Source organism: Pseudomonas sp. DW-iso17 (assembly GCF_058725345.1).
Genome location: NZ_JBZXEA010000003.1, coordinates 114,983 through 128,280, shown reverse-complemented (window position 1 = coordinate 128,280; position 13,298 = coordinate 114,983). Strand labels below are relative to the sequence as shown.

The 13,298-nt window shown below is 58.4% G+C and carries 15 protein-coding genes; 2 read left to right on the top strand and 13 right to left on the bottom strand.

Annotated features, from left to right (window positions below; genetic code table 11):
* Positions 1-4: 4 nt before the first annotated feature.
* The 11 genes from AC4PS6_RS03175 to AC4PS6_RS03125 form a co-directional block, all read right to left on the bottom strand.
* Positions 5-259 carry a hypothetical protein gene (locus tag AC4PS6_RS03175; protein ID WP_019816795.1) on the bottom strand — a complete coding sequence of 85 codons (255 nt, stop codon included), beginning with the start codon at positions 257-259 and terminating at the stop codon, positions 5-7.
* Positions 256-546, bottom strand: coding sequence for a hypothetical protein (locus AC4PS6_RS03170; protein WP_034118364.1), 291 nt, complete (start codon positions 544-546; stop codon positions 256-258). Before AC4PS6_RS03170 ends, AC4PS6_RS03175 begins: the two co-directional genes overlap by 4 nt.
* On the bottom strand, positions 546-1,076 hold the full coding sequence (locus AC4PS6_RS03165) for a hypothetical protein (protein WP_052224553.1): 531 nt from the start codon (positions 1,074-1,076) through the stop codon (positions 546-548). Before AC4PS6_RS03165 ends, AC4PS6_RS03170 begins: the two co-directional genes overlap by 1 nt.
* A gap of 28 nt (positions 1,077-1,104) precedes the next feature.
* Positions 1,105-1,752: a hypothetical protein gene (locus AC4PS6_RS03160; protein ID WP_032903613.1), complete on the bottom strand. Its 648-nt coding sequence runs from the start codon at positions 1,750-1,752 to the stop codon at positions 1,105-1,107.
* A gap of 325 nt (positions 1,753-2,077) precedes the next feature.
* Positions 2,078-5,902: a TipJ family phage tail tip protein gene (locus AC4PS6_RS03155; protein ID WP_492180671.1), complete on the bottom strand. Its 3,825-nt coding sequence runs from the start codon at positions 5,900-5,902 to the stop codon at positions 2,078-2,080.
* 57 nt (positions 5,903-5,959) lie between these two features.
* A complete protein-coding gene (locus tag AC4PS6_RS03150) occupies positions 5,960-6,541 on the bottom strand; it encodes a tail assembly protein (protein WP_057712031.1) in 582 nt (193 codons plus the stop codon).
* Entirely contained in the window at positions 6,538-7,293 is a 756-nt protein-coding gene (locus tag AC4PS6_RS03145; RefSeq protein ID WP_492180670.1) for a C40 family peptidase, read from the bottom strand. Before AC4PS6_RS03145 ends, AC4PS6_RS03150 begins: the two co-directional genes overlap by 4 nt.
* A gap of 2 nt (positions 7,294-7,295) precedes the next feature.
* Entirely contained in the window at positions 7,296-8,045 is a 750-nt protein-coding gene (locus AC4PS6_RS03140) for a phage minor tail protein L (protein WP_492180669.1), read from the bottom strand.
* A 10-nt stretch (positions 8,046-8,055) separates the two neighbouring features.
* Complete coding sequence (locus AC4PS6_RS03135; RefSeq protein WP_492180668.1) at positions 8,056-8,394, bottom strand: phage tail protein; 339 nt, start codon at positions 8,392-8,394, stop codon at positions 8,056-8,058.
* 2 nt (positions 8,395-8,396) lie between these two features.
* On the bottom strand, positions 8,397-11,312 hold the full coding sequence (locus tag AC4PS6_RS03130) for a phage tail tape measure protein (protein ID WP_492180667.1): 2,916 nt from the start codon (positions 11,310-11,312) through the stop codon (positions 8,397-8,399).
* Between the two features lie 57 nt (positions 11,313-11,369).
* Complete coding sequence (locus tag AC4PS6_RS03125; RefSeq protein WP_339231075.1) at positions 11,370-11,702, bottom strand: hypothetical protein; 333 nt, start codon at positions 11,700-11,702, stop codon at positions 11,370-11,372.
* Positions 11,703-11,832: 130 nt separating this feature from the next.
* Between AC4PS6_RS03125 and AC4PS6_RS03120 the strand changes: the two genes are divergently transcribed.
* Both AC4PS6_RS03120 and AC4PS6_RS03115 read left to right on the top strand, forming a co-directional pair.
* Positions 11,833-12,087, top strand: coding sequence for a hypothetical protein (locus AC4PS6_RS03120; protein ID WP_492180666.1), 255 nt, complete (start codon positions 11,833-11,835; stop codon positions 12,085-12,087).
* A 79-nt stretch (positions 12,088-12,166) separates the two neighbouring features.
* Positions 12,167-12,433 carry a hypothetical protein gene (locus AC4PS6_RS03115; RefSeq protein WP_339231077.1) on the top strand — a complete coding sequence of 89 codons (267 nt, stop codon included), beginning with the start codon at positions 12,167-12,169 and terminating at the stop codon, positions 12,431-12,433.
* Between the two features lie 167 nt (positions 12,434-12,600).
* Here AC4PS6_RS03115 and AC4PS6_RS03110 read toward each other — a convergent pair whose 3' ends face one another.
* Both AC4PS6_RS03110 and AC4PS6_RS03105 read right to left on the bottom strand, forming a co-directional pair.
* Positions 12,601-12,852, bottom strand: a complete 252-nt coding sequence (locus tag AC4PS6_RS03110) for a DUF1799 domain-containing protein (RefSeq protein ID WP_339231079.1) — start codon at positions 12,850-12,852, stop codon at positions 12,601-12,603.
* A 62-nt stretch (positions 12,853-12,914) separates the two neighbouring features.
* The gene (locus tag AC4PS6_RS03105) at positions 12,915-13,298 is read right to left on the bottom strand and encodes a phage tail assembly chaperone (RefSeq protein ID WP_339231081.1); all 384 of its coding nucleotides are present in this window, start codon (positions 13,296-13,298) and stop codon (positions 12,915-12,917) included.

Sequence of the window (13,298 nt, the reverse complement as noted above, 5' to 3'; positions counted from 1 at the left end):
GGCTTTAGGCGTCTAAGGCGGAAGCGCTCACCGGTAAAGGGAAACGCGCCTTGATCGCGGCCACTGAGGCCAGCCAGGCGGTGTAGTCAGGCTCCAGGCCACGGCTCAACGCGTCGTAGTCGGCTTCCAGCCTGAGCGGGTCGGACTCGGACAGGTAGGCAGCGCGACGCGATGACAGAACGGACTCAAGGGCGGCACGCTCTTCATCCGCATGACGCTGCTCGGCGGTAACCATCTTGCTGAAATCGATATTACTCATAGGGGAAGACTCACATTACCGTTCGGTGGGGCGACGATATCGGCAGGGAAGCAAGCTGAGTTGCTTGCTTCAGGTCCGCACGGAAGGAGCAAGGTTATGATCAGATCTCCGTCGAGCCTCATAACGTCGCCGACGACGAATTCGCAAGCCACAGCAGATGCTGGCAAGACTGCACCTTCAGGAAGTTCTCGGAAGTCGAACCGTTCACCGTTGATTGTCAGCACATCATTGCGCTTACTGACGACCAGCTGATCATCCCGACGCTGCGGCGATAATTTGATTATCATTATTTCCACCTCCCTATTGCCAAATAGCGATATTCATAGGAATAAGAAATATTAGTTCCTAGTGTCGTAAAGCTCGGGAACGATGAAGATGCAGACACACCAGTGTTTATGAACGCCCCAATCAAACCATAGTTTTGCTTGGATGAGTATATCTGCGCGCCCTGCCCTGCCGTATAAAAAATCAGAGAATTGGCAATATAAGGCGAGCCTGAAAAAGCGTACGGCATAACTACAGATGGCACCACAGACGCGCCAGGGTTAACGGTCGCAGTTACGATAAACGTGTTAAAGCAAATTAGAGTGCCGTCTGCAAATTTCGTATAGGTTCCGTTTGAGTTTGTTTTTGTCTCGATAATACCGCCGTTCGGAAGGCCGTTTAAATCAGCAACATCAGCGAGAATATTCGACCTCTGATAGAAGCTCTTATATATCTCATCTGTCATGGCGTTGATCTTGACGCCAGCCGTACGAGTGGTATCCCCACCTACACCCGTAGGGGCCGTACCAAGGTTTATCTCTTGTCTTGCCATGTGCTTGCATCCTTATGATGACTTAAATTTAAACAACCACCTTCCCAAAAACTGCGGCAAGGGAGAAGTAAAATGGGTTCGTCACGGTGGTCACGCTGAATCTTATAAGCCCAGCAGGAAAGTCATATCTAAGTCCCGTTCCACGAGACTCATTATTTCCTGCCATCATCGGCATTCTGGCGTTATTAATCATCAAGTAATCGCCAAGCTCATAACTCAGCGGAACCGAATACCAATTAGTCGGCAATCCTTGGGCGCTATACGTAGTATGCGTGTAAGTCCAATTTTGTAACGATCTGGTAAATACTGCTGCTTGAGTACCAGAGTCAAAGATTTGCTTGCCATTGGCATCCCACATTCTTAGCCCGTACGACGCTAAGGGCTTCGACGAAAACGCCCCCACGAAAATATTGCCCGAGTGGACTTGCCCGGACACAACAGTAGCGCCAGTCCAAGCCCCCGCAGAACCCTCAAGCAGAACACCTAACTGTATAAGCGATCCATTGTCAGGTGGCCTGATGAAAATTAGCGGGGGTTCCTGTGTATCAACCACATTTTGGAATGTGACTGTGACGCCAGCGCTGTAGGTGCCTTTATGAAAAACACATAGCCTTGCATACTCAGAGTCTAGGGAGATCGCTCCAGCATCGTTAACAACGCTCAAGCCATAGGTCATCACCCCCACCTCGCAACTATTAGCCGCATTGTTGCGGATGAAAAAGACCCAGACGGGCTGCCTTTCAGGAAGTTTCGTGTATAAACCACATCCTGACCCATTTCGCACTCCAACTGTCTATTTTCAGAAACTTGCGAGGTATCGTTATTTATCGGCAAAAAAAAGCATATCGAGTTGCTTGTATTGCAACCCGGCACCGAAAACTCTCGAGTTCCTGCTGGGCCCGACGAATAAGAAACCAGAACAGATAAAACAATCCTGTATGTGGCGACACTTGTATCGAACTCCAGCACCCCCGACGAAGACCAGATCCTTAAGGCAGAACTCATTCGGTTTGATCTCCAAGCTGTAGGCGCTTTACACCGCCCGCATCCCAAAAGCGCAGCGACCGATTTGTCATCATTGATCGTCCTTGACCTGGAGCTACGCCGTTGATTTCGAACGTCCCGTCGAAGAACAGCTTCCATCCAGCCTTTTGCGGGTCGTAGTTGTTCGACTGGATGTAGTTACCGATCTTGGCGTTGGTGATCGTGCCATCCTGGATGAACGCAGCCTTGATGAAGGTCTGCCCACCCGTGACTGCGAACGGCACAGTCCCGGCCTGGCCGATAGCGAACCTGTCGGCGTCGATAATGAACTGCGACTGCAACCCACCGGGACCGTTCTCCAGGCCCAGGCCGATACCCGCGTACTTGTACAAGCCGCTGGCACTTTCGTACTGCATACGCACCGACCAGCTCCCGGTGACCTTGCCGTCGACCGTTTGTATGGCTGTGGCGTTGGTCTGGATTGCGAGCGTATTCCCGCCCACCGTCGTCTGAACGGTGTCGATGCGCTGGCCAAGCGCCTGATCCGCATTTGTCCGCGCAATGATTTCTGCCTGGACCGCCGAGGCATTACTCGCCGTCTGCGCTGTAACGGTGTCGATCCGAGTGGAAAGAGCACCATCCGCATTGATGCGAGCGGTTTGCTCAGACAGCACGGCAGCAGCGTTCGCCGAGGTTTTGACCTCGACCGCATCTGTGCGCTGGCCTTGTACCAAGTCGCCCTCGATCAGCGCGGACTGGGTAGACCAGACACCCACATAGCTTGCCTCCGACCCCATCATCGAACCGCTATCGCCCTGGAGCGGCGGATTGACCTGCAGGTAAATGCCGTCAACCCGCTCTGCCGTGGTGGTCACCTTGCCATCTAGCGTGGTGACCGTGGTCTTGAGCGTGCTCAGGCCGCTTGCAGTCGCAACCACCCCGGTGACAGGATCATTCACTGTTGCTTTGACGGCGTTCAATTGCGAAGCCTGGGCGGTAATGTCCTGACCGTGTTGCGTGATCGTTGCGGAGTTCTGCTGAACTTGCAGAGCCAGTGCGTCAACCGTTTGCGCCACAGTGCCAATATCGAACCAATACGTCCCATTCGGTGGAGACATTCCCGCCGGGACGTCTCCACGCGCCTGGTAAAGGTGCTGTCCGACTCGGACGATGTTGCCAAGGGTATAAGCCTTGGAAGGATCGTACTCCAGCGCGTCGACGATCTGGTTAATCAAACCTTCCAGCTCATCCTTGGCCGCTTCGATGCGCCCATTGACCGAGCCTGGGCCATTGCCGTCGATAAGGTTGATGCGCTCATTCAGCAGTTGCCCCAGGGACGTCTCGTCGATCTGCCCTTTGATCTGCTCAAGGATCGGCCCAGCATCCGAGCTGGCCTGGCCCATCACCCCATTCACCATCGGATAGAACTGACCGATGTTGCCGGTCCGGTCCACCAAGCGCGCCCAGAAGAACAACGTTGCACCCGCCAGCAGTGACTGCATACGATAGTCGGCCTGCGGATATGCCAGGTCGGCCAGCTTAGTCGCGGCTTGCAGGTTGTTCGCCGGGCCATACCAAAGCTCGGTGCGCTGAGTATCCTCGGCGCCAGCAGGGAAGCCCCACTTGATGCCGATGCCGAACAGCTCGCTGGTGGTGGTCAGGAACGACAACGCCGGCGGCAAGCCGGTCTTGCCTTCAAGGTTGGTCAGGTTCGAGTTTTTCCAGATCGACGAGATTTCGAAAGCGCTCACTGCCCGCACCCGGGCCAAGTAGGCCCCGGAGTAGATGCCGGTGACGTCCACGCTCGTCGAACCAGTACGCTGCACCTTGATCCAGTTGCCGTTGTCCTTGCGCCACTCCACGTCATACGCGACGGCGCCGGCAACGGCCGGCCACGAGATGTTCATGGTGCTGATGGCCAGGCCCTGGTCGATGGAAACGTTCGATGTGATCGTGACGCTCGCCGGTGCCGGAACTACAGTGATCGGGATCACGCTGATTGGGCGCTCTTCCAGGCGTGCTCCGGTGTCGATGCTGGGGAACTTGCTTGGCTCGTACTGCAAGGCGCTGATGTCGTAATCACCCTCTGGCGTCCGGGCAGTCCTCATAACCCTATATAGAGGGATTGCCAGGTCGTCAGCGTCGATTGCCCACTGAAGCTGTGCAGCCGGAGCCTCGCTGTAGGCAACCGTCACGGTAACATTGCGACCGCTCACGCTTTCCACGGTGCGCCCCTCTGCTCGCCCGCCGGGAAGGTTGATCACCAGCCGGTCGCCGGCCTTGGCCAAGGTGTCGCGGTCCAAGGTGATGACCTTCCCAGCCGCCGCTGCAATGCGCCCGCCGATCTCCCGGCCCGCCAGCAGCGAGTCGGCAACAGGGATAATGAACCCTGGCAACGGGATACGGCCTTCCATGCCGGTCCTGAAGCTGATCGTGCGGTCCTGGTTGTTGCTCAGGACCAGCCACTTTGCCCGGCGCTGGGCCTCAGATGCGCGAGTGCAGCCGATGGCACTGATCTCCGTAGGCTTGTCACCCAGCCGGCGCTGGAGTGGAAGGTCGGAATAAACCGTAACGTCGGTGTCGTAGTTGTTCAGCGGGTTGTCATAGCTGACCAGACAGCGAGTAAAGCGGGTCTTCGCCGATGCGCTGCCGTAGGAGATTTTCCCGTCGATGACGTTGGATCGGGTGAAGACGTAGTCGATGTCTTGCGCCCGAGGCATATCAGCCTGCATGACCAGTTGGCCCTGGGCCCAGTACGTCATGCCGCGGTAGATGCCAGCGATGTCCCGGAGCAGTGACCAGGCATCTGCCTTGCCCTGCAGGTTCACGTCGCACAGGAAGCGTGGCTCAACGCCGTCGGCACCATTGGGCACCATCTGGTCGCAGTACTGCGCGATTCGGTACAGCTCCCACTTGTCGACCATCCACGGCTTGATACGGCGGCCCAGGCCAAAACGGTCTTGGGTGCAGATGCCGTAGGTGATCCAGGCCGGGTTATTGGTCCAGGCCTCTTTCATGGTGCCGTCCCATGCGCCGGTGTACGTGCGGGCCACTGGGTCGTAGTTACTCGGAATCTGCCAACGACGGGCCTTGCACTTCACGGTCACGGCCGGGATGTTGGTGAACTGCTCGGCGTCGAATTCAACGAACAGCAATGCAGTGTTCGGATAGCGCAGCTTTGCGTCGATCACCTGGGTGTAGCCGGCGATGAAGAGGCTGTCCGCGACTTTGTCGGTGTTCTGCGAGTTTGGCGTGAGGCGGCGAACGCGGATCAGCCAGCCGCTGGTAGCCGGTGGCAGGTCTATTCGCAGAGACCGCTCGTAGCGGGTGGTGGTCTTTCCGTCCATAGCGCCCACCAGCACCTGCTGATATGCCCCGCCGTCGGTTGCCACATCGACCGCATATTCAATACGGTAGCCGTTGATATTGCCTTCAGCGTCCTGGCTCGCCAGGCGCGGCGTGGCCAGGCGGATACGCGCGGCCGAGAGCTGAAGGTTGGTCAGCGACTGAACCCAAGGCGTGCCGCTGCGCAGCTCGATGTTCAGTGAGGTCTCATTGTCTACAGACGGAATACCCGGGATGTAGGCCTGCTCAACGGAGCCTGGGCGCCAGTCCCACTTCACGTTGGTGAAGTTGAAATTGCCGCTGGCATCCTGAATCGGGGTGTTGTCGAGGAAGATATCGCGCGCAGTGGGAGTGCCGTCGAATTCGCCCTCGCCCACCGCGATCAGGATCTTGGCTATGTTGGTCGAGCGCAGGCTGTCGGGCGCCTCTACAGGGGCCTTTGGCTTGCTCTCGCCACCTTTGGCACCGTGAATATCCAGCTTCTGTGCTGCGCCCATGCTTTCCTCCAGGCAATAAAAAACCGCCTCTTGGGCGGCCTGCTCGATGCGTCGTGGTTATGTCTTGTCTTCGGCGTAGACCGATGCCGAGATGATCGCCCCGCCCCACCGGCGCTCGCCGATGCAGATAGGGACGGGGTTACCGCTGGCCGTGGTGTTCTTGGCGCTGCCGAATGCGTAGCTAGGCATGTTTTCAGGCGAAGCGCTCTGTTTGAGGCCTGCCGCCTGGGGACTAAGCATCTGAATCACACCGCCGGCGAGTAACGCGATGCCAGTACTGAGGGTCGCGCCTCCGGTAAAATAAGACGCGGCGATCAGTACAACACCGATGATTGTTTGGAGCAGGCCGGCGCGCTTTGCGCCCTCTACCACCGGCACAATCCGAACTTCCTTGGTCCCACCCATGCCGAATTGATCCTGCCCGGCGTTCTTCCGGTTGCGGAAGATGGCGAAGCGCAGGCCGAGCCGGTCAAGTCGCCGGATCTCTGCTTCGAACCCGTCAATGGTTGCCTTCAGCGCCCTGAACACCTCCCAGGTATCGCCCGAGCCAACCTGGCGCCGGTGCAGCCTGCCGAACTTCTGGGCCAGCGAGCCGGACAACTTGATAGTGGTCATCGGCGAATAAACGATGGCGCTCATCTAGCCTCCTTGTGTCGAAGAATTAAGCGGGTGCGCTGGAGCCACGGGCCACCGTAGATGAACACCTCGGACGGCCGGCCGTACATGTGGTGCAGGACAAACGGGCCAGGTCCGAAAATGCCGGCTTCTTCGCCAGGCAGCGTCGGGTCAGTCCCCAGGTAGATCCCTGCGTGGTTTGGGTGGGCCGTGCGACCGACCTCCATCACGATCATATCGCCGCGCTGGGGGCTGTCGACTTGCTCGAATCCGGCTGCGGCGTAATTCGCCTCGTACAAGCTGGCGCTGTCTTCACTCTCCCACCAGCCATCAGCGCGCTGGAAGGCCTCGAACTCAAGGCCCCACTCGCGCTGGTACCAATCAGCGCAGACCTGCCAGCAGTCCCAGGCGCCATGTACGAACGGGCGCTTGAGCAGCGGCGTGCTGCCGGTCGGCGTGATCGTGCGCAGGTCGCCCTCGGGCCAGGACAGAATGTGCCAAGGCAAGGCCGTGGCCTCGCACATCGCCAGGTCGCGGTATGACGGGCGGCTGGTGGCGTCCGGGTGAGAATGGACGATGCCGATCACCTGGCCCTGGTCTTCCGCCGCGGCGTAGTCCTCTGGATCAAGCCGAAACTCTTCGTTTGGCTCCGTGGCGATGTTCCGGCACGGGAAGTATTTCTGCGCCCGCCCCACGGCCAGCACCAGCCCGCAGCACTCTTTCGGGTACTCGGCCGCCGCATGCGCCTGGATGGCTGCAATGATGTGTTTGCGCATGGTCAGCTCCGGGCGATCAATGACACAGCGGGGAAACCGCCGAATGGCAAGGGGTTATCCGTGCCGAAGCGCGGGTCGCAGCCCTTGCCAAGCGTTCCGTCGCACTCGTCGAGTTCCGGGTCATCCGTGATAACCCCGTCCTTTGTGACGTAGGGGCCGGTGTAGCCACAGTTTGGGCCTCGGTAGCCACCGGTGAGGCACCAGTGGCACAGGGTGGTCATCTGCCGCCCAATTGTCTCTCCGCCGACATCGCCCGGACTGGCCAGGTCCCAGCTGACTGTCTCGCCGTCCTCGTTGGTTTTCTGGTCGACGTACCAGACCTCGATCGACTCCTGAGTGGGGTCTGCCGTCGGGTTGCCGACTTCGAAGTTCACCGCATCGAGGAATTCGGCCAGGGTGTTGCGAATGGTCAGCTTGAACTCGAGCAGATCCTCGAAGGCCAGACATAGAGCGGTGATTCGACCATTGACGTTGCCAACCGACAGTTTTGGCCGTACTGCCGTGCCGTCGCCGTTCGCCTCACTACCCTCATACTGCATGGGCCAGGCGCCATACTCTTCACCCTTCCACCAGATCGACTTAGCCGGGAGCTGGTCAGCGTTGCCGCCGGCGGCGATCAGTTCTGCAGGCGTATGCGGGATAGCGTGGCCATGGAAGCGCAGAACATCGGCGCCGTAGTCGCTGCCGTCCAGTTCGAACAGCATGACTTCATTCCCAGGCTCAAGAGTCTGGATAGCGTTGATCAGCGACATGGATTGACCTTTACGGGTGGAAGGCGCGCTCGAACGTCGCCGTCACTTTGAATACGCCCCCGCCCATGGGCGTAGGGGTTGGGTTCTTGCAGGTGAACAAGCCGACCTGGCCAAGTGGCGTGGTCCACAGGAAGGCCTTGGCGCCCTTGTGACGGTCGAAGAACGCCATCATGGCCAGGGCTGTGGCCGTGTTGCCTGTGTGGGTGATCGGGTAGGCATCGACTTTATTGTTGATCCCGTCACCGACCTCTTGCTTGTAGCCGTCCCCGAACTGTGAGGTGCGCACCCGATACGTGATATCGGGCGCCTCCCCGTTCTGGGTGGGCCAGGTGAATGTTTCAATCGCCATGGTTACCTCCCGTTGATAGCTCGCCAGATAGCCCCACCAGGCTGAACACCGCGTGCGATGGCAGCCTCGGCTTCGGTCTTGGTGACCTGCTGGATATTCCTTCCGGCCTGCGAGGTGTCTTCCTGAGTCGCATTGCCTCCGTCACCTCCTGTTTGCACGGAAACCGACACGGGGAAGTTGTAGGTGTTTCCGCCGCCACCGGCACCAGAGGCCGCCGCAATAGATCCACCACCCGTCATCAAAGGCGTGACGCTGCCACCCTGAGCACCCGTCATGAGGTACGACCGGCCACCCTGATTGAACAGCTCGGGCCCCTTTTCGTTTACCTCATAGAGCGTGTTCGGATCGACAGGCCCACCTGACGCCCTGCCCTCTACCAGAGCGCTGCCGATGCTGGAGCCGAAACTGCCAGCACCCGCACCCGCCGCAGCACCACCACCGAAGTACGCGCCAAGCGCGCTACCGGCAAGGCTCGACAGCAATCCGGAGGCCGCCTGCCGAGTTGCGATACGCGCCATGTCGGCGATGATCGACTTGGCGAAGTCGGAGAACGAGAACTTGCCGTTGGTGGCGAAGCTGGCCACCGCATCCTCCATAGAGCTGAAGGCGTTGGTGAACAGGCTGCGGGTTTGCCCGGCCACATCACGGGCCGAGTCAAGGTAGTTGCTGAACGCCGAAGTGGCCCCATTACGCCAATCGCTCTGGGCCACGGACATCTGCTCGTAATTGCTGAGCGTGGTCTGCGTCAGGTCGCGTTCGCTGCGATTGATCGCCTCAAGCTTGGCCTGGTATTCCTCGGCGCTCATATTGCGGGATGCGTCAGCCTTATCGCGGGCCAGGTCCAGGCGCTGCTGATTGGCTCGGTCCGAAATACCATTCAGGTCGCCGCTGATGGCGTTCTGGCGGTCGCTCTGTCCGACACCTTGAGCCGCTCGGCTGCCGGCGCGCTGCAATGCTGCGTTCTGCTGGTCCAGCGCATCGGTGTACGACTTGATGGCCAGTTCCTGCTTCTTCAGCCTGCCTTGCTCATTGGTCGCGATCACCGCCAGCTCGCTGTCCGATTCCTGCTGAGCCTTGACCATGTTGGCCCTGGCGTCGGCGATCTTCTGGTCCAATTGGATGCGTTGGGCAGCCGACGTGCCGGCCTTGCCCTTGGCACCCTCAAGCGCCACGATCTCGGCCTCATAGGAGGATTTGACCTCGGACGCCTGCTGCTGGAGCAATGCCACGCGCTGAGCCGTGTAACTCTCCTGTGAGATGATCCCGGCCTTCTGCGCGGCTTCCAGCTCCTTGTCGGCGCTCTTGTAGTAGCTGAGCACAGCGTTGAGCTGGTTCTTCGAGTCGTTGAACGAGGTTAGGTCGACCGCTGTGGTCGCGCCTTTCGGGTCCTTGTACTTGTCGCGGATGTTTTTCAGGTCGCGATCAATGTTCTTCTGGGCGAGCAGCGGGCTGTCAGGGTTCGCCTCACGCAGAGCAGCGATCTTGCGCAGGTACGCTTCCTCTTCCTTGTCGCGCTTCTGCTTGTTGCTGTAGGACGCAACACGAATGCGCTCAAGCTCCTGCTCGGCCTCGATGCCCTTGTCCTGGATCTTCTGCCGGTCGCCAAGGTATTTGGTGCGCGTCTTCTCTGCTTCTATCTGGAGGTCAAGAAACGCCAAATCCTTGGTGTCTTTCGCAGTATCGCGCGTCTCGATCCCCATGGCAGCAGCGCGGCCGCCACGGCCCTGCCCAGTTTTCAGCCTTTGGCGTATTACTTCGGCTTGCTGCTCCAGGGTTTGAGTACGTCCGATCTCCTTCGTGGCGTCCAGAGCGCCTTTTGCTGCGTCCCTTACCGCATTCCAGCCGCGCTCTATGATTCCCAGGTTCTGCGTAATCTCTCCGGTGCGAGTTTCAATCGTACTGGCGTATGTATCCGTCAGTAATTTAGCCGCACCCACTGTGTCGCCCTGCTCTTTAAGGGCAACGATCTGCGAGTAAACCGACGCTGTTAGAAAGTGATATTGATCATTGAGTTCTTTTGCAGCGGCGACAGGATCTTTCGCAATTTTCGCGAACTCTGCGATCGTCTCATCAATAGCCCGACCTGTAGCCTTCTCCATCTGCAGGGCGGCTTCGGTGATCTGCCCGAAACTTTCGCTGGCGATCTTTCCGTTACCGGCGAGCTTGGCCAGCACCTCAGCTGCAGCGCCAGTCGTCCCCACTGTTGCGCTGACCTGCCGCGCCATATCGCTGAGCTGACTTGCACTCGTACCAGCCACATTGCCGCTGAGGATCAGCGCCTCATTGTAGGCGTCGGCCTCTTCACTACCCTTGTAATAGGCTAGCCCCAACGCGGCAACCGCTGCAGCCGCCAGCGTAAATGGGTTTACCAGCCCTAGAACGTAACCGCCCAACGCCTTCGCCGCCGGCGCAATCCCGCCGAACATATCTTTCAGCTGGCCGCCCTGCTGTAACAGAACCGTCAGCGGAGCCTGTCCACCCTGGAGAGAGACGGCAATGTCAGTGAACTGAGCAGGAACGCCTCGCAGCGCTGCAGCTGTCTGCTTTGCCGTGTTTCCAGTGCGAGTAAGGCTGTCGCCGAATCTGCCCAGGTTAGCCCGCGACTGGTCGATCTTGCCCTGGTACTCGCTGAACGTTGAGGCATCCAGCGCGCCAAGCTTTTTTTGCTTGGCCAGTTTCGTTTCAAGGTCGTCGAGACGGCCCAGGGCCTTTACTGTTGGGTCAATCTCGCCCAGCAGGTCTGATAGCTCATCCTTCTGCTTCTTCATCGAAGCAGTCGCCTTGTCAGCGCCGCGCGCTACGCCATCAGCCGCTTTCTCTGCCCTTGCACCTGCCGCCGTGAGCTTGTCGAGCTCAGAACTCGCCTGCGCAGCATCCGTCGAATCGACCTTAATGCCGAGTTCTGCAATCGACGTCATACTTTTCTCCGGGCGTAAAAAAACCCGCTTAGTAGCGGGCTATTGGGTTCAATTGATCTATTTATTCAACTTCGAATTCGTTTCCGCAAACTGGCAGGTAATGCTTATGTCCGTTTGCATGGCTTCCCCGAACTTGGCCACCGGCCTGGTTCCCACCCCCTCGACCACGTACTTCGAGAACCCTGCATATCCACCATAGCTATTCTTGGCGTTTACTTCGCCACATACGACCGTATTGTCGGGAAGGCGATAAACCTTCTCCCCTCTGAACTCAGCTGATGCCGAGTCGTTTAAGTTGCGTTTCACCTCTTCCCTGGCGCCATTTATATCGCTATTGCCGCACCCGGACAGAAGCAATCCGAACATCCCCATCACCACCAAACGCTTCATAATCAGCTCCCTGTAGATAGCGGCAATCTACCACCATCCACGGGAAGCACCAAAGCAGCCTGTACGAATCCCCAGTAACGCCCGACCATCGGCCAGTAGTAGCGTATGGCCTCATCTACGGAGAAACCAAATGAAGCGTAACGCGGACCTTTCTCAGCAGCTTGAAGAGGCACTAAAAAATACCCCCGTCGGAAAATCTCTTACCATGAATTTCCGAGGTGCCCCTACCCCCGTTGAAGTGAAGTACACCTTCAGCGGCGGGTGGGTAGTTACCCAGATGCTCTCGCCTGGAGTGCCGCTGGAAATTGTTAGGGGTGAGAATGGGCACCTATTGCAAGTCGACATTACCCTTCTCCCATATGACGGAATGAAGACTGCCGAATAAGGATTTCCCAGTCCTTCGTCCGCAAGCCCAAGGACTGGGATAGCGCCAATATCGGCGCGTTTATGACCTGGAGGTCAAATTGAGCAGCGAATCAGATATCGAAGTTGCAATGACGCCAACTGAGCTTGGGCTTTTCATGGCGATGAATGCCATTGCCATGGCTCTGAAGTCTTCGCCGAATTTCAATAACGAGGCATTGACAGCTTTGGCCGAAAAGTTTATCCACGATGCTCCTTCAGCTCTGCAAGGCAGCAGTGCGAAAGAAGCGTATGAGCGCCCTCTCCGCTTTCTGGTGAACGACCAGTCTCAAGTGATTGATTGGCTCAAGCAGAATGGCCTTGCTTGATCGGTTGCCCGTAGATACGGAATGAGCCATCTGGCGTAAGCTCCCAACCGCTTACGCCAGCATGCCAATTAACGGATCGGATTAAAGTGTCCGAAAGGATGATTTTCTCGATTTGTTCTTTGGCGTCCATAATTCCTCCTGCGGCTATGCCGCGTTATGTTGGTTGTCTACGTCCTGCTCTCGCTCATCACCAGCAGTGCCTCTGCCTCCATCATCCGCAGGTCAGGGAAAGCCTGCGTCAGCTCTGCGCGCTTGAGGCCTATCATGCTGGCCACCGGCTTGATGGCGTTGTAGTCCAGGCCCACGGCGCCGCCCATACCCACACGCCACTGCGTGGACATCGCCTCGAACAGTAGGAAGGCCGGCCAGTTATCTGGCCAGACCTCGAACTCTTCATCGGGGATGTCGGCCTTGGTCATGCCGAAGGCCGCCAGGTCAGCCTCTGATGGCCCCTGCTCGTACAGGATGCGGGCGACGCCGGTCAGTTTCCCAGGCGGGCCGGCTGGTAGGCTGCCTGATACGCCTCAAGCACTGCCTTGGGCGCACCTACGCAGGTGGTTACCAGTGCAGTCATGGACTCGTCGGACAGCTTCTCGTCGAAGCCCCAGCCGCTGACGATGTCCTTGAGCTGATTCACCTGCAGCGCGATCTCGGAGGCCGTGGCGTCCTGCCAGGACATGCCTTCGTCTTGCACCTTGGTTGCGTGCGCGTCGCGCGCGGTGTTCCAGCGGTCGAAGAGCGCCGAGAGCGCAATGCGGTCCAAGTACTTGAACTCGAAGTCCACGGCCACTGCTTCACCGCCCACGCGGGGGATCTGCACCTTGGCCTTGAACGTTGGGTTTGGTGCGATCTTGATCTTGGCCAT